Origin of the sequence: Streptomyces sp. NPDC051172 (genome assembly GCF_040682555.1) — a bacterium.
Lineage (GTDB): Bacteria > Actinomycetota > Actinomycetes > Streptomycetales > Streptomycetaceae > Streptomyces.
On the sequence record NZ_JBFBBE010000151.1, the window covers coordinates 1 to 19,485 of the forward strand.

Sequence of the window (19,485 nt, forward strand, 5' to 3'; positions counted from 1 at the left end):
AACCCGCCACCGAACGCGTCACCTACACCCTCCAGCTCCACCCACTCACACCACGACCGCAGTCATCCTGAAACGATCAAGGAAGCGACGTTGCGTGGCGGACCGTGTGCGTCTTCTGCCCGGTGTCGGCGTACGGCCACCTGAGTCGGGTAATTGTTTAGGGGTAGTGAGATGGTGTGACCAAGTTTCGTCCAAGCCCTGGCGTAACCTGTACGGTTTTGGAGTATGGTGCAATTCTCCTCAGGATATCCGGAAAGTATCTTCTGTGTCCTCCCGAAGCGACTGCAGTATGGGTCGCTCTGTGCGAGCACGATGGAGACGCACATGCTGCTGCTTACCGGCTCGCGGATGTCTGGGGAGACAGCCCTTCCCGTGTACATGCTGAACTCACGGAATGGGTGGAGAAGTGGCTCGCGTCGGGCGCCCTTGTCTGTATCCGTCCCTTACCGCTCAAGGCGATCACCGGCGCGAGTGTGCCGGACGCCGTCGAATCCCGCAGTAATTTCCAAGTAGGCGAAATATGTATTGAAGCAACCTTGGGTTAGCTTTCCTTCCGGCGGAGATGCGAACCAGGCGGAGATCGCCATTGGTCTAAAGTGTATTCTGTTTGTCGTTTGCGATGATCTCTGGTTGTGGTGACACTGATCCAAGCTGGCCTGCGCGAGCCTCAACTGGGCGTGGCCGCCCCGGTGGCCGCTGCCTACGCCGTGGCGGCCACCGCGCAGCGCAGCTGCTGATCGCGTTGAACGAGCAGATAGCCGCGCTGGAAGAGCAGGTGAGCGCGCATTGTCTCGCGCACCCGGACGCTGAGATCTACCCGTCGATGCCCGGCATCGGCACGATCACCGGCGCCCGGGTGCTTGCCGAGTTCGGGACGACCCCACCCGTTACAGCAGTGCGAAGGCCCGCAAGAACTACGCCGGCACCAGACCGATCACTCGAGCTTCCGCCAAGTCGCACGCCGTCGGTGCCCGACACGCGCGCAACGACCGCCTCGCCGACGCCCTCCACAAGCAGGCGTTCTCCGTCATCAACACCTCACCCGGCGCCCGCCGCTACTACGACAAACAGCGCGCCCGCGACGCCGGCTACAACCCCGCCCTGCGGCAGCTCGGTAACCGCCTCGTCGGCATCCTCCACGGATGCCTCAAGACCCGCACCCTCTACGTCGCGGCGACCGCATGGTCACACCACGCAACCCTCGCCGCAGCCGCTTGACATCCCTACGCCATGGGACGTCTGACCTGGGATTTTTCCTTTCTCTGATCTTGGAATCCGGGCTATTCGGACGCTCGTGGTCTACGCATCCCCGCAGCGTTCCCCGGACGATCGGCGCCGTCCGTCTGAACCCGAGGGCACCCGGCAGCCGTTGTGCGCCCACGACCGGCTTCGCAGGCCGGCCGTCGTGACACGGAGGTAGCTATGCCCATGCCACTGTTCACCTCGCCGGAGCCGTCCGACCCCTCCACCCCATCCAGCTGCCCCCGCCTCGGCCCGCGCGGGCTGCTGGGCCGGCGCTTGACGTCGGCGCATCCTGGCGACGGCGCCCCACGACCGCAGAACCGCCCCGCCCCGCAACCCCCTGTCTCCCCGCTTCCCTCCTGCCGTTGCCGCCGGGGTTTGAACTGAACCGCGGACCGGGCGAATCCGTCGTGCCTGCGTAGGCCACAGCTGATCGCCAATCTGGCGCAAGCGCGAGATCTGAGAGGCACGTTTCATGCGCAGACGCTCCATCCTGTTGGTTCTTCTACTGGTCGTCGTCGGGGCGACCGTCCCGGCCGCGGTGGTCCTGAGCCGGCACACCGACGCGGCACGCATCCACTCGGCGCCGGCCGCCGACGTGGGCGGCGCGGATCACACCGTCACCCTGGAGAACAGGACGGACGGCCGTATCTGGGTCGGCAGCCACGTCAATGCGGACGGCTCGGCCGCGCTGACCGGGCTGCCGGTACTCGACCCGGGGCAGTCCGCCACCATCAGCGTGCCCGAGCACGGCGGTGCCGGGCACTGGCGCGGCACGTTCTTCGCCCGGGAGGGTTGTTCCGGCGACGACGGGGCCACTTTCCATTGCGCGGTCGGCGACTGCGGGCCGTACGCCGACCACTGCACCACCGGCCAACAGCCCACCAGTCTCGCCGAGTTCAACTTCGACCCGGGCGATTCGGCGGCGCCCTGGTACGACGTAAGTTACGTCGACGCCGTATCGACCGACGTCACCATCACCCCGAACGACGTCACACCGCCCGAGACGGGCGAGTGTGCGGTGGCGGGCTGTGCCGTGGATCTGCTCTCGTCCTGCCCGGCCGAGGACTTGACCAAGGACGGAGCCACGGGCAAGCCGCTGGTGTGCGTCAATCCGAACCGCGACGCGAAGACCCCGTACAGCGACATGATCAACCAGAAGTGCCCCACCGCGTACGCCTGGTCGAAGCAGGACGCGGAGCCCGGAAACCGGACCATGTACCAGTGCACCAAGTGCAGCGGCCTGACCGTCACCTTCAACGGGTCCGGCGGCACCGCCGCACCTGCTCCCAACACGACACCCGCCTCCGACAGCACCGACAGCAAGGCCGCACCCCTCAAGGGCGTCAGCCTCAACCCGGTCGACGGCGCCTCCCAGGCACTGGCCGACTCCGGCGCGTCCTGGTACTACAACTGGGCCGCGTCGACGGGCAGCGTCACCAAGCCGAACGGTGTCGAGTACGTCCCGATGATCTCGGGTCAAGCCTCGGCCACCGACGATCAACTGGCCGCCGCCAAGCAGGAGGGCACCGAACTGCTCGGCTTCAACGAGCCCGACCTGGCCAGCCAGGCCAACATGACCCCGGAACAGGCCTTGGACCTCTGGCCCAAGCTGGAGGGCACCGGTCTGCGCCTGGGCGCACCGGCGGTCTCCTCCGGCGCCGACGTCCCGGGCGGTTGGCTGGACCGCTTCATGCAGGGAGCCAGACAGCGCGGACTGCGCGTCGACTTCATTCCGCTGCACTGGTACGGCGCGGACTTCGGCCCGAACGCGGTCGGCCAGTTGCACGACTACCTGCAGCGGGTCCACGACATGTACCCCCAGAAGCCGATCTGGCTGACCGAGTACGGTCTGATCGACTTCTCCCAGGGCAGCCCCCGCTACCCCAGCCAGCAGGAGGAGACCGACTTCATCAAGTCCTCGACGCCGATGCTGGACGGCCTGGACGGCCTGGAGCGGTATGCCTGGTTCACGCTGTCCACGCAGACCAGCCCGACGGGCCTGTACGACGGTACGACCGCGAACGCCGTCGGCCAGGCCTACCGCGAGGCGAGCTGAAGCAGGCGCAGCTTCTCTTCGATCTTCGCGGCGTCCGGGTGACCGAACTCCGCGAAGATCTCCAGGGCCTGCCGCCAGCTGTCGCCGGCCGCCTCCGGCTGGCCGGCGGCCAGCCGGACGTCACCCAGGTGGCCCAGGGTGTGGCCTTCCCCCCAACGGTTGCCGACGTCCCGATGAGTGGCCAACGCTTGCGCGTAGTACTCGACCGCGCGGTCATGGTCGCCCAGCCGGTGGTGGACCGTGCCGAGCACGTCCAGGGTGACGCCCTCGACCCACCGGTTGCCTCCGGCACGCAGCACGGTCAGGGCCTGTTCCAGACAGGGGAGGGCGTCGTCGAACCGGCCGAGCCGCTGGTAGGCGTCGCCCAGGTTGCTCAGGGAGATCCCCTCGCCCCAGCTGCTGCCGACGGCCCGGCCGAGAGCGAGCCCGCGGCGACTGCACGCCGCCGCCCTCGCGAACTGGCCGGCGTGCAGGTAGGCGTCGCCCAGGTTGCCCATGGCCCGCAGCCTGCCCCGGGCGTCTTTGAGGTCCCGGAAGACGGCCATAGCCCGGAGGTAGTGGTCGATGGCCTCGTCGTAGCGGTTCGCGCAGCGCAGTGCAGCGGCGGTGTCCGAGAGCGCCTGTGCCTCGCCGGGTCTGTCGTGTGCGGCGCGGGCGGCGGACAGGCCCGTGCGGGCGGCGTCGTACCAGTCGTCCAGATGGCTGCGCAGGTGGAAGAACCCCCATAGGACGGCGGTCAGTCGCCAGGCGGTGCCCGGCTGGCCGCACGCGGCTGCCTGGTGGACCGCGCGGAGGAGGTTGGTCCGCTCGGTCTCGCACCAGTCCAGGGCCTGGTCGTGGTTCGTGAACGACAGGGGCCGGCACAAGGGCGGCAGCGGTTCCAGGTCGATCCGGTGGCGGTCGGGGGTGATGTGCGCATAGGTGGCATCCGCGGTGTGCAGATACCACGACAGCAGTCGCTCCACTGCCAGGTCCCTCTCCTGCGGTGCCTCCTCCGCCGCGGCGCGCTCGCCGGCGTAGACGCGCAGCAGGTCGTGCAGCGTGTAGCGGCCGGGGTAGTGCTCGGCGAGCAGATGGGCGCGGGTCAACTCGACGAGCAGAGTGCGGGTCTCCCTGGAGGTGAGCCCGGCCAGGGCGGCCGCCGCCGGTCCGGAGAGGTCCGGTCCGGTCGGCAGGCTCAGCAGCCTGAACAGGCGCGCGGCCGGCGCCGACAGGGTTTCGTACGACGAGGAGAAGACGGTCCGTACGTCGATGGTGATGTCGTCGCCGGCGAAGGCGTCGAGACTGTCGTTGCTGTCGCGCAGTTCCTCGGCGATGGCGGTGAGCGGGAAGTCCGGGTGGGTGGCGGCACGGGCGGCCACCACGGCGAGGGCCAGCGGCAGCAGGGCGCACCGGGTGACGATCTCCGCCACCGCTTCCGGTTCCGCCGCCAGCCGCTGCTCACCGAGCCGGCGCGCCAGGAACGCGTGTGCGTCGGCGGGCGTCAGCTGGTTCAGCGTCAGGGGGTGCGCTCCCTCGCCGGCGACCAGGCCGGTGAGCTGGTTGCGGCTGGTGACGATGACGAGGCAGCCGGGGGAACCGGGCAGCAGCGGGCGGACCTGCTCGCTGTCGCGGGCGTTGTCGAGGAGGATCAGCACTTTCCGCTCGGCCAGCACGCTGCGGTAGAGCGCCGTCTGGGCCTCCAGACCGGCCGGGAGCCGGTGCGGCGGGACGCCGAGGGCGTCGAGGAGGATCCGGATGGCCTCCTGTGCGGGCATGACCGAGCCGGCCGGATCGAAGCCTCGCAGATTGATGCAGAGCTGTCCGTCGGGGAAGCGGTCGGCGACCTGATGGGCCAGGTGCACCGCCAGGGCGGTCTTGCCGATGCCTGCCATGCCGCCGATCGCACAGACCACCAGCGTGGCCGGGGCACCTCCGTGCAGGGGCAACAGGCTGAGGGTCTGCTGCAGTTCGGTGTGCCGACCGGTGAAGGCCGGCAGGTCGGCAGGAAGTTGGGCGAGACGGGGGACGTAGACGGGTCGGCCGGCCGGCTGCCTGGCGGATGCGGCGGCGGGGCCCTGGCCGGCCCGGGGAGAGGGATCGGCCTGGATCAGTTCCGTGATTTCCTGGCTCTCGCCGTACGAGGTCGCGTGCGTGCTGCTCGCAGCGTACGCGGCGTCGGCTGCGGCTGTATGCTCCGCGGCGCCCAGCGAGGCCCGGGTGGCGGCCGGCGGGTCCGAGTAAAGGGCACGGACGGTCGGAGCGGTGCCCAAAGACGGGTCGGAGGCCAGAATCCGCGCGTGCAGGTCCCGCAGGGGCACGCCCGGTTCGATGCCCAGCTCCGTCACCAGGGTGGTGCGGGTCTTTCGGTAGGCCGCCAGTGCCTCGGCCTGCCGCCCGGACCGGTACAGGGCCAGCATGAGCAGCAGGCACAGTCCCTCACGCAGCGGGTGCTCATCGGTCAGCGACATCAGCTCGCCGATCACCTGGCCGTGCCGGCCGAGCCGGACGTCGAGATCCAGCCGCCGCTCCAGCGCGGTCAAACGTTTTTCCGCCAGCCGGGAACGCTCGGCCTCCGCCAGCGGGCCGGGCAGACCGGCCAGGGCCACGCCCCGCCACCCGTTGAGCGCGTCGTGCAGCAGTTCCGCGGCGGCGGGCTCGTCCCCGGCCGCGGACGCCTTCCCCGCAGTGGCGACCTGCCGTTCGAACACGGCAAGATCCAGGGCGTCCTCCATGACCTGGACCCGGTATCCGTCTCCGACCGAGACGATCGTTTGAGGCGGTTCGGCCGGGTCGCGGTCCGGCTCCAGAACCTTGCGAAGACGTGAAACATACGTGCGCAGGACGGACACGGCGGCCGTCGGCGGGTCCAGGCCCCAGACGGCGTCGACGAGTTCGGCGCGGGTGATGGCCTGGCCCCGGCGCAGGAGCAGCGCGGCCAGCACGACCCGCTGCTGCGGCGAACCGAGGTCCAGCTCTCGGCCCTCATACCAGGCACTGACTGGTCCGAGCACGGCGAAACGCAGGTGAATTAAGTTCTCTTGGTTCACTCTGCGGACTCTAGTGACAGATGATGCGCCGATACAGGGCTCACACTGTGAACTTGACCGCCTCCAGCCACAGATCGTTCTCGGACGTGCCGCCGGAGGCGAAGTCGGGACGCGGGTTCGCGCACCCCGTCTGTCCCCAGCCAACTTTGTGCACGCTGGTCGTCTGGCAGATCTGGCCCCCGCTGCCGATGTTGATGGCGAACGCGAGCATGTTCGCGGCGCCCTGCATGACACTGCCGATGTAGAGGTCCGTGCCGTTGGCTGTGTTGGGCGTCCAGTCCGGCATCCAGACACCCTGGCCGTCGGTCGAGGAAGCGCTGTGCACGAGGGCGTTGGCGGCCACGCCGCCGGTACCGCTGACCGCGATGTTGAGGGCCTTGATCGCCCGGTTCTGCCCGGTCGTTCCGGCGACCTTGCCGTCGCAAACGGGCTTCTGCCAGCCCGTTGCTGAAAGGTAGGCGCGGTAGCAGATGTGCCGTCCCGGGGCGCGGACGGCGAGCCGGTTCACGGCGGTGGCGGCGGTCTCGGGTGCCGCCGGCTCCTTTGTCACGGTGGCGGTGACACCGACGACGGGGTCGGGGCCCTTGGGCTTGGGTGTCGCGGTGGGCTTCAGCGTCGCGGTGGCGCTGGGCAGCGGCGGCAGGAGGCTGGGAGAGAGGGACGCGGTGGGAGTGAGTGTGGGACCGGGCGGCGCGCTCAGGCTCGACGGCGGACGTTCCCCCCCGTCCTCCTTCAGACCTGAGGCCTGGTTCGCCGCCCCGCCGCCACTGCCCAGGATCAACAGGGGTACGACGACCAATGCGGCCACACTGAGAGCCACCGGCCCGACGACGAGGGGCCGGTTCAGCAACCCGGGCGCCCGGAACTCGTCGTCCGACTGACGTGAGGCGTTGGGGCCGTAGGTGGTCGTGCGGCGGGGGAGCGGTCTGGGGGGCCGGGGGCCGGGTGACTGTCCCGCAGGCTGCGGGAGCGCGTAGGCATCGCCTTCGCCTTCGCCTTCGTCTTCCTCTTCGTCTGTGTCATAAGGGACACCATGATCCGGTAGGCCGTCCTCGACCGCGTCGTGGTGAAGCGGGCCCTCCAGGGGGAACTCCTCGTCCAGGTCGATGAAGTCGTCGACGGCGAGGGCAGGTTCGGCTTCGGCTTCGTACCCCGCTCCGTACCACCCTGCCTGTGCGGGCGCCTGCTCCATGAGCCTGCTCGAACCGTCGGGGGCGACCTCCACGAAGGTCACGTTCGCGGCGCCGGGGTCGGAGATGGCCGCGGTGACGGGGGTGTTCCGTTCGCGTGCGTGCCCCTGCAGCGCATCGAGGATCGCCACGTCGAGGGCCTGTCCTTCCCCGGCGGTCACGGATACTCCGTCGATGGCGGCGGAGCCGTCGGCGGCGATCAGCACCGAGAAGTGCGGGTACGGTTCCGGCGCCGCCCCGTAGGGTTCACGCCCACCGGCGTACACCGACTCCCCGACGACGGCGTGCTCGTCTTCCTCGACGGGACCGTACATCTCTGCGTCTTCATCCCGGCTCATGCCTGTCCTTTCCTGGCGTTCCGGCTGGGGGACACAACGGCTGCCGCCGCCGGTGCGGTTCAACCCCGGCGGTTGAACCGCACGGTGCAGGGGTTCGTCGTGCGGTGTGACGAGAAGGAGGCAGGAATCATGGCGGCTGAAAATCCGGCTCCCCCGGAGCGGAAACGGTTGCAGAAGAGGAACTACGACGTCAGGCAGGCGAGGGCGCAGGCGCTGGCCCTGGTCGGCGCGGAGTACGCACTGCGGGGCGAGCGGTCGGGACTCGACGTGGCGCCGGCGCCTGTAGAGGACATGCGGAGAGCGTTCCGACGCTGGGTGCGGGAGATGTTCTCCGGCGGGCGCGGAGGTGGGGGAGCCGGCGCCATGGCCGACGGCGAGCGACAGGAACCCGGCGGGGCGGCACAAGACCCCGGGCAGACACGGTCCGACACGGTACGCGCGCTCAGCGAGGCGATCAGCCGCCTGTCCCTGCCACAGCGCAAAGCCGTCGAGAACGCGGTGCTGGAACTGCTCAGGAAGAGCCCATATCGCGAGGCATACGATGACTCCCCCATGAGCATGCCGTACGCCGCGCGCTTGGCCAACGAGGCGTTTGCGCGGGAGTGGATGGGGGCGGCGAGTTCCGGCTCCGAACGCTTCCGACGGACGGAGCCATCACCCCCGCAAAGCGGGGCGCCGGAGACCGAGTCTCCCCCTCTCGAACCGGCGAGGCCCTCGACCGCGACAAGCGAGGCCACGCTGGTGGACCAGGATGAGCTGTACCACCCCGCCGCTCAGGGCATTCCCTCGACAGAGGATGGACAGCTTGCGGGGTTCCACGGGCGCTGGGGACGCCAGCCGCAGGGACAGCAGGTCGTGAGGGACGGTATGGGTGTCACCGACCAACCGCCGGGGCCTGCGAGCCCGGTGCCTGCGCAGTCCAACTCCCTGGTCGGCCCGCTGGGGAGGGAAGCACTTCGCCAGACGACGGGTGCCGTCCCCGGGAACGGCCCGATGACCCTGGGAACGAAGAACCCATGGCGTGATCGCTTGCTGAAAGCCAAGAAGTTGGCGAGGTGAACGGTCGTGCTCTGACGGACGCCGGCCTGCGTGGCCTCACGCCCGTACGCCTGGCGGGGGCGGCGGGCCGAGCGGGTCGATGGCGTCGACGGGCGGTGACTCCTTCGGCCGGTGTGATCCGGGCTTGCAGCCGGCGAACGGGCCCATCGGGTCGCGCAGGGAGCTCATGACCGATCCCAGGTAGTCGCGGTGCCAGTTGGCGGGGCCGCACAGACCCGAACCGGGGCCCGTCAACTCGGCCCAGGCGAGCCACAATCCATGGAGCTGGGCCACGGCCTCGGGGTGCTCCCACCAGCGGGGGCACCAGGGGGCGCTGGAGGTGACCTCCCTGGCGTAGACCGGCAGCAGTACGTGATGGGTCCACAGGGTCAACTGCCGAAGGCGCTCGGCGTATTCGGGTCCGTCCAGATAGACGATGAAGTTCGGTCCGGCGGGCGGCTCCGGCTCCGGGGAAGCGGTGGGTGCCTCGGATTCCTCGGGGAGTTCGGCTACCGGCTCGGCTACGAAGACTTCAGAGGGTTGTGCGGACATGGCCGCCCTGCTTTCTCTCGGCGGTGAATGAGGGTGCACGGACACGACGTGTACGGGCCGCCTACAGTTCACCCCTTGCCGGGACAACCGCGGTCCACAGTGAGTCTTTTCCAACCTCGCGCTGAAGCTGCTAGGTCGAGCGTCTGGACGAAATTGCCTTGCGGCCAAGGGGGTTGATCGCCCTACGGTTGCTCCCCGTGACCATGGAGATGCCCTACCAGCCACTCCCGATCGACCAGTCCGACGTGCGCTACCTCCACGGACCCGATTCCGCTCTCCAACCAGGCGTGCCCGCTGGCGAGACACTCGAGTTCGAGTGGAGGGACAGCGAGGTCTACCTGGGAACCTTCCGGAAGTTCTGGGTACATGTGCCTGCACAGTACGACCCAGCAGAACCGGCATCCTTGATGGTGTTCCAGGACGGATGGTGGTACCTGGACCCCACAGGGGAGGTACGCGGCGCGATCGTCCTGGACAACCTCATTCACCACGGCGACATCCCTGCCACCATCGGCGTGTTCGTCGATCCTGGTGTCTTCCCCGATGCGGAGAACCCCAAGAGCCGCAACAACGAGTACGACGCCTTCGACGACCAGTACGTCACCTTCCTCCTCACCGAGATCATCCCGCAGGTCGCAGAGCGCTATGCCATCGCCCAGTCGCCGGAACAGTGGGGAATCTGCGGGGGGAGCAGCGGCGGCAACTGCGCCTTTACCGCCGCGTGGCTGCGTCCGGACAAGTTCCGCCGCGTCATCGGATACCTGTCCAGCTTCGCGCAGATGCCGGACGGCAATCCCTACCCCCACCTCATCTCCCGTGCCCCCCGCAAGCCGCTGCGCATCTTCATGCAAGGTGGCCACCGCGACCTGCACTGGAATGAGCCTCAGTGGAACTGGCTCGCCGAAAACCTGCGCGTGGCAGCCGCTCTCGCTGAAGCGGGCTACGACTTCCGTCTCGTCCTGGGAGACGGCGGACACAGCCCCAACCACGGCGGGGTCCTGCTGCCGGACGCTCTGCGCTGGCTGTGGCGGCCCAACGAGGATTGATCGGTACACGGATCATCCAACCAGGCACCGGCCGCGGTGAGGTGAGATGCAGCCCTGGTCGCACAAAGGCGTGCAGTTACTGGTCAGGCGAGTTCACAATCAAGATCACTCGCCTGACCAGGAGCGTCGTTGTGCTTGCTTACCCATCCGCCATCGATCTGTCCAGCCGCACCCTGCAAGACCTCTCCGCCCTTCTCGCAGGTCACCGCCGCCGCATCGGCTCCCGCTGGCGCCGCCTGACCTGTGGCCGTCAGGCCCTGCTCGCCCTCGCCCACCTGCGCTGCGGAGACACCTACGCCCGCCTGGCCGCTGGTTTCCGCGTCGGGATCGCGACGGTCTACCGGTACATACGCGAGGCGGTCGACCTCCTGGCCGCCCTCGCGCCCACGCTCGAACAGGCCATGGAGACCATACGGAAGAAGGCGTACGTGATCCTGGACGGCACCGTGCTGCCCATCGACCGCATTGCCGCCGACCGCCCGTACTACTCGGGGAAGAGGAAGTACCACGGGATGAACGTGCAGGTCATCGCAGATCCAGCCGGACGCCTGATCTGGGCTTCGGACGCGCTACCGGGAGCCACCCACGACCTGACCGCGGCCCGAACCCACGGCATTCCCGCCGCTCTCTACGCCGCCGACGTCAAGTGCTGGGCAGACAAGGCGTACCAGGGCGCCGGGCCGGCCATCCACGTTCCGATCCGGGGCAAGAACCTGCGTGGCTGGCGCCATCGCCACAACCGGGACCACACAAAGATCCGCAGCCTCGGCGAACGCGCCATGGCCACCCTCAAATGCTGGCGGGTCCTGCGGAAACTCCGCTGCAGCACCACCCGGATCACCTCCATCGTCCGGGCCGTCGTCGCCGTCGAACTCGCCAGGTGATCAAGATGGAAAAGGCTCAGTACGTACGGGCCATTTGAACCAACCGCGCCTCGAATCCGTCGTGTTCCCTCGCAAGCAGATCTCCCACTCCAGGAAAGGGAGTCGAATCCAACGTGACTACACCACCACCGAACCCAAACGCTCAACAAGGTTCTCCAGGCAGCATTTACTACCCTGCGCTCACCGGGACTGGCAACCTGACGTTCACAACGACGCCGCCGAACACGACGCCCCCTTGGCCGACCACGCTCCCGCCCGGAGCGGGAACGCCGTCGGTGGTCTTTGCCCCGGGAAGCCAGAGCGCCAGCAGCGCCGGCTATTTCGGGGCTCGGTTCAACGGCGGCACGGTGGCCGACATCTACCGCTGGTCCAAGAGCGATAAGGCGTGGAAGATATTCACCAACGTCGCCCCCGGCCTTGGCCAGATCCTCGGGAAGACCATGGGCACGTATGGGAACGACGGGGTCAAGATGGCAGGTAAGGTCTTGGAGGCCGCTGCAACGGCTGCGGGCGGCCTAAAGTCCGCCAAGGGCCTCTACGAAAACGTGAAAGGAGGTAACCACAAGCAGGCGGCTATTGATGCCGCCGCTCTTGTCGGGGTAGGTCTGAACGTGGCTTCCGCGGCCACCGACGGCAAAGCTTCGACGATCACAGGCCTGACCTCAGGTTGGTTGCAGGGCGGGGCTGGAGCGGCGAACGTGGCCACCGAGGAGCCCACGACCACGACCGCGGCAGCGGCGGCGGCCTCGCCGTTGCTTCCGGTGCACCGCACGGACACGAACCTGAGCACTCTGAGCACTGCGTCCTACCGGACCGCGCCGGAGAGTCGTCAAAACTCGTACTCGACGGGCTATCAACCCCACCCCATGTCAACGGCCGCGCAGCGGTACACACCCCAAGTGGCCAGCCAAGGGACTAACGTGGCCGGACCGCGCCCAGGTGCGCCGACTCGCACGAACACGGCGCAGAGCACGACGAGTCCTCCGGACGGGCAATCAACGGTCCAAAACGACGGGGGCTCCGCCACCAGGCCTGCCGGAAACGGCCCCGGGAACGGCCCCGGCCGACGCTCTGCCGCCGGCAGGTAACCCGCAGAGCAAGCCAGCCGTGTCCACCTGACCCGCTCAGGCGGACACGGCGCCTGCGAGTCAGGCGCTACGGAGCCTCTACTGCCGATGAGGCGGCGCTCCTCCCACCGGGACTGTCCCGGTGGGAGGAGCGCCGCCTTCTACGTTCAATCGCTCCACGCACGACATCTCCGCCCGTGACCGGAGGTTCACGCGTCCGGTCGTACCACCCCCAGAATCTGCATCGAGCCCGCCGGTGAGACGTAGACGTCACGCCCCGGCCGCGGCGCCGAGATGATGTTGCCGTTGCCTATGTAGATGGCCACATGGCTGGCGTCCGAGAAGTAGATGATGAGGTCGCCGGGACGCATCTGGGAGACGGGGACGTGGGGGAGTTGGGCCCACTGGAGTTCCGAGGTGCGGGGGATGGTGATGCCGGCGTGCAGCCAGGCCTGGGAGGTGAGGCCGGAGCAGTCGAAGGAGTCGGGGCCCTCGGCGCCCCAGACGTAGGGCTTGCCGATCTGCTGGGTGGCGTAGGCGATGGCCTTGCGGCCGGCCGTGCTGCCCTTGGTGCCGACCTCGTTGAGGATGCCCGTGCTGACCCAGTCCGCCTGGGACTTGTCCTGGGCCTTCTTGTCCAGCACCGCGAGGTGGGCGCGATCCTTCGCCTTGAGCCGTGACTCCAGCGCGCGGGCCTCGGCGATGCGCTTCTCGATCTTGTCGCGGTTCTCGTCCATGGCGCGGCGGCTGGACCGGAGGGCGCTCAGTTCGGCGCGGGCCTGGTCCGTGCGCTTGCGGAGGTCCTTGCGGATGGCCTCCAGCCGGGTCAGCTGGTCCTGCGTGGTCTGCTGCGCCTGTTCGGCCACTTCGGCGTTCTCCAGGGCGTGTCGGGGGTCCGGGGCGAGGGCGAACTGGACCTCGGCCGGCAGTCCGCCGCCGCGGTACTGGGCCCGGGCCGCAGCGCCGAGCAGGGCCTTCAGACGCGCTTCCTGCCGCTCGGCCCGGTTGACCCGGCCGTTCAGCGTCTCGACCTTCTTCTGCTGGGCCTTGGCCTTCTCGTCGGCCGCGTTGTACTTGTCGGTGGCGACCTCCGCCTGGTGGTACAGGTCGTCCAGCTCCTTGCGCACCCCGTCGAGCGTGGTGGGCGCCGGGTCGGGGGCTGCCAGGGCCGGTGCCTGCGTCGTGGCGCTCAGGGCGCAGAGCAGGGCGACGGCCGCCGCTGTCCGGCGAGCGTGCGGGTAAGTGGTCCGTTTCATGCCGTTGTAGCTCCCTTCGCAGCCGACCTGGTGACGGCTTCGCCCGCACAACGGGAGTGCGGTGCACAGCGGTTCAGCGAGGCGGTGCGCGGGTGAACCGGTGGTGCGCGGCTCGCCGTTGTGACCTGTCGTAAGGACGATGTCGGTGACAGGTGACGGGGAACCGGATGGACGCGGAGTTGGTACTGCTCGCGCTGGGCACGGGGTTGGGGCTCGGCTCCCTGGTACGCGCCGGCCAGGCGGTTCTGACGGCACTACGGCTGTGGGTGCGTGGGGTGCGGGTGACCGGTGTCGTCACCGCGCGGGCTCCTGTGAGCCGGTGGCGCGGTGGGCTCGTGGTCTTCTCCGATCACCTGGGGCGTCGTCTCGTCCTTGATCCGGGGGCGTACGCGCCGCTGTGCGGGCTGCCGCCCGTCGGGTGTTCCGTGCCCGTGGTGTACGGGCGGGAGCGGCCCGCGGCGGCCCGGTTGTGGACGCTGCGGCACCTGCTCGCCCCGTCGTTCGGCTGGTTCCTGTCGTCGACCCTCGCGTTCGGTACGGCCGCGGTGGCGGCGTCACCCTGACCGCCCCGTCGCTCCGAACGTCACGCCGACGCGGCGTCCCGCTCCCAGCGGCTCTTCTTCGCCAGAGTCAGCGGGGTGCCCCCGATCGGAGTACCCGCGGTAGGAGCACCGGCCGTGGCAGGCCCGGTCAGCCTGGTCGCCGCCCGTGCCGTGATGGCCTCCGCCTCTGTCTTCGCCTGGGCCGAGATGGCGGCCGCGCCGGGCTCCTTGTACCAGGGGCGCAGCCGGATCAGCGCCGGGCGAACGCCGGTGGCCAGCAGGAGTGCGGTGCCCTTGGGGAGGGCACGGATCCTGTCGGGCGGGAGGATTGACTCCTGGCGGTAGGAGTACGAGCGTGAAGCGCCCTCCCGGCCACGGGAAATGCTCGGTGTCTTCACGTCGTGCTGGCCGACCAGTGTCGAGATCTTCTGCACGAAGTCGGCGTCGTCCAGGCCAGCGCCGAGCAGCTTGACGGTCGCCGCGCTCCACAGGGCGTCCATGCCGGCCTCACCCCACACCCGGGAGCCCTGCCGGTAACTCTGCAGCAACGTCACGACGTTGATGCCCCGAGAGCCGAAGTGCGAGTAGAGGTCGGGGAGGTCGGAGATGCGGCAGACGTTCGCGGCCTCGTCCAGGACCGCGGTCAGCGGCGGGTCCAGACGGCCGCCCATGCGCTCGGCGGCCACCACCCCCGCCCGCAGCGTCGCGTCCGCGAGGCCCGCGATGACACCGGCCGCCGAGCCGCCGCCGTCCTTGGAGAGCAGGTAAAGGGTGCCCTTGCCGAGGACGTGGCGTTCCGGGCGGAACTCGGGGACGTGCGGGTCCGGGGTGACCCAGGCGAGGATCTGCGGGTCGAGGAGGCAGGAGACCGTCTGCCGGGCGGTTTCGTAGATGCCGTCCCTGGTCTCCACGGCCCCGCGCACCGTGCCCTGCAACTGCTCGGCCATGGCGATCAGTCCCGCGTCCCGCAGCAGGTCGATCGGGGTGCGGTCGGCGGGGTCGGCGAGCCAGCCCAGCAGGTCGGTGACCGGGGCGCCGCCGCGCGCCGCGGCCAGGAAGAGCGCGGTGAGCGTGTTCTGCGCGGCGGAGATCCAGAAGTCCTTCTTCGCGGTGTCGTCGTTGACGGACGCGACGAAGTGCCCGGCCAGCCGGCGGGCGCCCTCGATGCTGTGGCAGTCCCCGAGCAGGTTCCACCACATGGCGCGCTCGGTGTGGGCGATGCCCTGCGGGTCGAACGTCCAGACCTGGCCCGCCTTGGCGCGCTCGGCGCGGGTGACGGCGTAGACGTCGGACTTGTTGGAGGTGAGCAGGACCGCGCCTTGAGCGCGCAGCACGCGGGGGATCGCGATGCCGGTGGACTTGCCGGCCCGCGGGGCCATGAGGTCCAGTTCGACGTCCTCGTAGCTGCTGCGCAGTTCGGGGCCGTCGGGGGCGAGGTCGCCGAGGAGGTTTCCGGTCTCGTCCGGGTGGAGGTCCTCGCGGCCCTTGAGGGTGGGGCGCAGTTCGCGGGCGCGGGCCTCGATGCCCTGGGGGCACATGCTCGCCAGCTCGCGCCTGCCGGCGAGGCCCTTGGTGCGGCCCGCGCGCGCGAGCAGCAGCCGTACGACGATCACGACGGGCACCGCGATGAGGGCGAGGAGGGCGACCATACCGCCGTAGACCGCTGCCGCGGGAGTGCCCGGCCACAGGCTGCCCGGCCCCTCGGAGGCGAGGTGCGCGGCGCTTGACAGGGCGAACGGCGGCGGGTCGAAGCCGTGGCCGGTGACGGCGGCGCCGAGGGTGCCGCCGAACCAGCCGACGGTGAACACGGCGAGGGAGGCCGCGGCGACGGCCGCCATCGCCCAGGAGGTGAGCTCGTGCATGCCGCCGCTGGAAGGGGGGTTGCTTGTCACGCCGTCCACCTTCCCGGCAGGGCCTGCGGGTCTTCCTGGGCGGCCCGCGCGACCCGCTCGGCGGTCTGTGCGAGGGACTGCTCGATCGCGGTCTCGTTGGGCGTCCATCGGGTGTTGGTGTTGTGCAGTTGGCGTTCGGCCTCGGTGATGGCCACCTTGATGGGGATGCCGGGCCGGCCGCCGACCTTGATGAGGAAGCGACCCCGGCCGGGCGGCTCCTCGTGCTCGCCGCTGACGCCCCAGCCGGGCGGCGAGGACCACGACGACACGAGTTCGATCTCGCGCCGGGACAGGCCCACCACCTTGCCGAGCTCCTCCATCTCGGCCTTCGGCAGCCCGGCGCACACCACCATCCCGGCCCGCTCCACGAAACCGCGCGCCTTGGCCCTGTCGGAGTCGGTGCCGAGGGCCTCGGCGTCCTTCAGGGTGTGGGTGATCTTGGCGTCGCCCAGACCCAGGGAACGGTTGAGGCGGGTCAGCGCGTCGATGCGGTCGACGATGCCGGAGGCGGCGCGCAGCGGGCGCCACAGCTCGTCCAGGACGGTGAAGAACCAGCGCCGGGGCGCGAGTCCGGCGTCCGCCAGGGCGTGCGAGGCGGCCACCGTGCCCAGGCCGTCCGACCAGGCGGCGAGCATGGCGGCCGCGGTCAGCTGGGTGTCGGCCTCGCCGATGCCGGAGATGTCGATGCACACGGCGGGCGCGTCCGGGTCGATCCGGGTGGAGGTCTCGGAGGCGAAGGTGTCGCCGAGCGGGCCGTCCAGGATGCCGAGCAGGGAGCGGTGCAGCGGGTCGACGGCGTCCCGGTAGCGGGTGTCGTCGCCGCGGTCGAGGGTGACCGCGCGCACCCGGTCCGGGCCCTCGGTCAGCACCCGCAGCAGGTCGGGCAACAGCGCCGGACGGCCCAGCGGGGTGCGCTCACGGATGTGGTGCAGTACGGCGGAGAGCACCGACTGCTCGTGGTCGTCCATTGGACGGCCCCGCACGATGGTGACCAGCGCGGCCACCATGTTCAGTACCCGGCCGTGCGTCTCGGCCTTGAGCACCTCGCCCGCCTCGCCGCCGATCCGTGCCGCCGCCGCGCCCATCGCTCCCGGATCGAGGACGTTGATGCCGCCCCGGCCTCGGCCGATGGAGATCACCTGGCCGCCCAGCGCTCGTACGGTGTCGGCGTAGTCGGGCTTGAGGTCGCCGAGGACCAGCGGTACGACTCCGGTCGCGGTGAGCCCGATCAGCATCCGGTTGACCAGGGTGGACTTGCCCAGACCCGGCATACCAAGCATGAACAGGGAGGGGTTGGAGATGTAGCGGGCGCGGGTGAACCAGTTCAGCGGGTCGCCGCAGACGGTGGCGCCGGTGAACAGGTGCTGCCCGAGCGGCACTCCGGTCATCGGCGACCCTGACCCGGCGGCGAACGGCCACATGCCGCATGCCTGCACGGTGGTGGCCCGCCACATGGTCGGCGGATCCATATAGCCGACCCGCCCGCCACCGGGGCCGTACCAGCCGCGCGGCGGCACGAACAGCTCCTTGGGCCGGCCGGACGCCTTCTTCCCCTTCGCGGGCTTCCCGTTCCTGCCGCTTTCCGTCCATGACGGATCGAGCGCCGTCGACAGCAGGGCATCGGGGCCGTCCCGCCACCCGACCTCCTCGGCGAGCCGGTCCGCCTGCTCGGCCCTCTTCTCCTCGCTGCGCCGGCTCACAGCGCCTCCTGCAGCTCGTGCGGGATCAAAGTCTGCTCCCACGGGAGGATCCCGGCGGGCAGCGTGCAGCTGAAGGCCGCAGCCTGCATCCGGTCGGCCGGCCGCATCAGGACCCGGGAAGCCGCCGTCAGGTTGCGTACGGCGACGGTCGCGTCCGCGAGCTGGTCCGTGTCGTCGACGGTGACCGTCAGCATCAGCGAGAACTCCACGAGTCCCGCACCCGACGCCTCCTCCTGCGCGGTCTGCTCGGCCGCCCGCATTTCGGAGGCGGCGCGCGCCTGCACCATGCCGCGGCCCGAGGTGGCCATGAACTGGGCGGCGCGGCGGTCCGACTCCACGATCCGCGCCGAAGTGGCCGGGTCGACGGGCCGGTAGACCAGCGCGACCCGCTTGCGGCGGGTGCCCGGGGTCACCTCGAGCAGGCCACGCAGCACCGAGGACCGCACGGTGCCGCGCGGCGCCAGGGTCAGCAGCCAGGTCCGGGACACCCCGGAGTCGTGCTGGTAGCTGCCGACGGTCTCGACAGCGGCGGCCGGTCCGGCGTCGTCCCACTCCAGGCCCGTACCGCCGTACGTGGCGCGGGCGTCGAGGACGTCGGCGGCGACCGCGGGGTCGTAGGCGACCCGGACGACCTCGGCGATCCGCTCCGCCGACAGCGGGTAGGCGGCCCCGCCACCCGCCGCGACCAGCCCGCTGAGCAGGCCCGGGATACGGATCGCGAGGTCGGTGATGACGTCCTCCTTCTTGCGTTTCTGGCCGGGCGGCATGCCGTAGGTGAGGGTGATGTAGGTGTGCATCTCGGAGGAGGCGGTCGGGTAGCGCTCGACGACCTCCTCCATCACCGCGCGGGCCGCCTCGGGCGCGTCGGGGCGGATGCGGGGCAGCACCTCGTGGGCGAGCGCGGTGCCCGGGTCGGGTGCGGTCTCCACGATCAACGAGGCGCCGCGCAGCCCGGGTTCATGGGCGAGCCGGGCCAGCCACTCGCCCCACAGTGCGACCCAGACGTCGACCTGGTCCGGGTCGACCAGGGAGCCGCCGTCGGGGTCACAGCCCAGCACGATCGTGTACAGGCCGCGCGCGGGGTGGTGGAGCACGCCGAACGGCCGGTCGTAGGCGTCCCGGCCCTCGGTCGCGGCCACCTTGTTGAGCAGCCCTGGCGGACGGAACCGGCCGCCGGGCCGGGCCGACAGCGGTCCTGAGACATACAGGTGTGCGCCCTTGGCCCTGCGCCGGCGCCAGCCGATCCGCAGGGCGAGCAACTGGTAGACGTTGCGCCCGTCCTGGGTGCGGATGGCGAGCGGGGTCAGGAACAGCACGACCGGTACGAGCACGATCAGCGCCGCGTACAGCGAGATCAGCGAGGCGAGCAGGACGACGACGAGTCCGCCGAAGACGCCGAACGTGCCGACGAGCCCGAGCGGTCCGAGCCCCGGCCGCCGTGGTCGGCGCCAGTTTCCATAGGTCGGTTGGGTGACGGCTTCCGTGGACATGGGGTCCGCTTCCCTTCGTGAAGTGGTGGGGCTACGGCGCCGGTGAGGCCGGAGAGCCGGGGAGCCGGGTGAGTGGGGAGGGCCGCCGGACTCCGCGGGGGGAAGGCGGGCCCGCCATGCTCGGCGGGCTGGTGGCTGCGCGGCTGCCTGCGGCGGTGCT

Annotated in this window: 13 protein-coding genes; 6 read left to right on the plus strand and 7 right to left on the minus strand. The window is 70.0% G+C overall.

Annotated features, from left to right (window positions below):
* Nucleotides 1–933: 933 nt before the first annotated feature.
* Both AB0N07_RS44615 and AB0N07_RS44620 read left to right on the plus strand, forming a co-directional pair.
* A complete protein-coding gene (locus AB0N07_RS44615) occupies nucleotides 934–1,218 on the plus strand; it encodes a hypothetical protein (RefSeq protein WP_365845609.1) in 285 nt (94 codons plus the stop codon).
* 499 nt (nucleotides 1,219–1,717) lie between these two features.
* Complete coding sequence (locus AB0N07_RS44620) at nucleotides 1,718–3,301, plus strand: glycosyl hydrolase (protein ID WP_365845589.1); 1,584 nt, start codon at nucleotides 1,718–1,720, stop codon at nucleotides 3,299–3,301.
* Here AB0N07_RS44620 and AB0N07_RS44625 read toward each other — a convergent pair.
* Nucleotides 3,283–6,294, minus strand: a complete 3,012-nt coding sequence (locus AB0N07_RS44625; RefSeq protein ID WP_365845591.1) for a BTAD domain-containing putative transcriptional regulator — start codon at nucleotides 6,292–6,294, stop codon at nucleotides 3,283–3,285. The genes AB0N07_RS44620 and AB0N07_RS44625 overlap by 19 nt on opposite strands.
* A gap of 76 nt (nucleotides 6,295–6,370) precedes the next feature.
* Nucleotides 6,371–7,858, minus strand: a complete 1,488-nt coding sequence (locus AB0N07_RS44630) for a hypothetical protein (RefSeq protein ID WP_365845593.1) — start codon at nucleotides 7,856–7,858, stop codon at nucleotides 6,371–6,373.
* Between the two features lie 72 nt (nucleotides 7,859–7,930).
* On the opposite strand from AB0N07_RS44630, the gene AB0N07_RS44635 reads away from it, so the two are divergent.
* Nucleotides 7,931–8,917, plus strand: a complete 987-nt coding sequence (locus AB0N07_RS44635) for a hypothetical protein (protein WP_365845595.1) — start codon at nucleotides 7,931–7,933, stop codon at nucleotides 8,915–8,917.
* A gap of 36 nt (nucleotides 8,918–8,953) precedes the next feature.
* Here AB0N07_RS44635 and AB0N07_RS44640 read toward each other — a convergent pair whose 3' ends face one another.
* Complete coding sequence (locus AB0N07_RS44640; protein ID WP_365845597.1) at nucleotides 8,954–9,448, minus strand: DUF4913 domain-containing protein; 495 nt, start codon at nucleotides 9,446–9,448, stop codon at nucleotides 8,954–8,956.
* Between the two features lie 203 nt (nucleotides 9,449–9,651).
* On the opposite strand from AB0N07_RS44640, the gene AB0N07_RS44645 reads away from it, so the two are divergent.
* The gene (locus AB0N07_RS44645; protein ID WP_365845611.1) at nucleotides 9,652–10,494 is read left to right on the plus strand and encodes an alpha/beta hydrolase-fold protein; all 843 of its coding nucleotides are present in this window, start codon (nucleotides 9,652–9,654) and stop codon (nucleotides 10,492–10,494) included.
* Nucleotides 10,495–10,625: 131 nt separating this feature from the next.
* Nucleotides 10,626–11,378 (plus strand): transposase family protein, encoded by a 753-nt coding sequence (locus tag AB0N07_RS44650; protein ID WP_365845599.1) that lies wholly within the window; start codon nucleotides 10,626–10,628, stop codon nucleotides 11,376–11,378.
* Between the two features lie 1,276 nt (nucleotides 11,379–12,654).
* On the opposite strand, the gene AB0N07_RS44655 is transcribed toward AB0N07_RS44650, so the two are convergent.
* Nucleotides 12,655–13,701, minus strand: coding sequence for an NlpC/P60 family protein (locus AB0N07_RS44655; RefSeq protein ID WP_365845601.1), 1,047 nt, complete (start codon nucleotides 13,699–13,701; stop codon nucleotides 12,655–12,657).
* A gap of 152 nt (nucleotides 13,702–13,853) precedes the next feature.
* Here AB0N07_RS44655 and AB0N07_RS44660 point away from each other — a divergent pair, with 152 nt between their 5' ends.
* Nucleotides 13,854–14,264, plus strand: coding sequence for a hypothetical protein (locus tag AB0N07_RS44660; protein WP_365845603.1), 411 nt, complete (start codon nucleotides 13,854–13,856; stop codon nucleotides 14,262–14,264).
* A gap of 20 nt (nucleotides 14,265–14,284) precedes the next feature.
* Here the strand turns inward: AB0N07_RS44660 and AB0N07_RS44665 are convergent, their stop codons facing one another.
* From AB0N07_RS44665 to AB0N07_RS44675, 3 genes are read right to left on the minus strand one after another with little or no spacing between them, the layout of a single operon-like run.
* Complete coding sequence (locus AB0N07_RS44665) at nucleotides 14,285–16,105, minus strand: TraM recognition domain-containing protein (RefSeq protein WP_365845613.1); 1,821 nt, start codon at nucleotides 16,103–16,105, stop codon at nucleotides 14,285–14,287.
* Between the two features lie 26 nt (nucleotides 16,106–16,131).
* A complete protein-coding gene (locus AB0N07_RS44670) occupies nucleotides 16,132–17,835 on the minus strand; it encodes an ATP/GTP-binding protein (protein ID WP_365845605.1) in 1,704 nt (567 codons plus the stop codon).
* A complete protein-coding gene (locus AB0N07_RS44675; RefSeq protein WP_365845607.1) occupies nucleotides 17,832–19,325 on the minus strand; it encodes an SCO6880 family protein in 1,494 nt (497 codons plus the stop codon). The genes AB0N07_RS44670 and AB0N07_RS44675 overlap by 4 nt, the downstream gene beginning before the upstream one ends.
* Between the last annotated feature and the right edge of the window lie 160 nt (nucleotides 19,326–19,485).

Bases quoted from the DNA above. Each gene is read 5' to 3' on its own strand.
- AB0N07_RS44665 (WP_365845613.1), bottom strand. From the start codon at position 16,105: ATGCACGAGCTCACCTCCTGGGCGATGGCGGCCGTCGCCGCGGCCTCC.
- AB0N07_RS44655 (WP_365845601.1), bottom strand. From the start codon at position 13,701: ATGAAACGGACCACTTACCCGCACGCTCGCCGGACAGCGGCGGCCGTC.
- AB0N07_RS44645 (WP_365845611.1), top strand. From the start codon at position 9,652: ATGGAGATGCCCTACCAGCCACTCCCGATCGACCAGTCCGACGTGCGC.
- AB0N07_RS44620 (WP_365845589.1), top strand. From the start codon at position 1,718: ATGCGCAGACGCTCCATCCTGTTGGTTCTTCTACTGGTCGTCGTCGGG.
- AB0N07_RS44675 (WP_365845607.1), bottom strand. From the start codon at position 19,325: ATGTCCACGGAAGCCGTCACCCAACCGACCTATGGAAACTGGCGCCGA.
- AB0N07_RS44640 (WP_365845597.1), bottom strand. From the start codon at position 9,448: ATGTCCGCACAACCCTCTGAAGTCTTCGTAGCCGAGCCGGTAGCCGAA.
- AB0N07_RS44630 (WP_365845593.1), bottom strand. From the start codon at position 7,858: ATGAGCCGGGATGAAGACGCAGAGATGTACGGTCCCGTCGAGGAAGAC.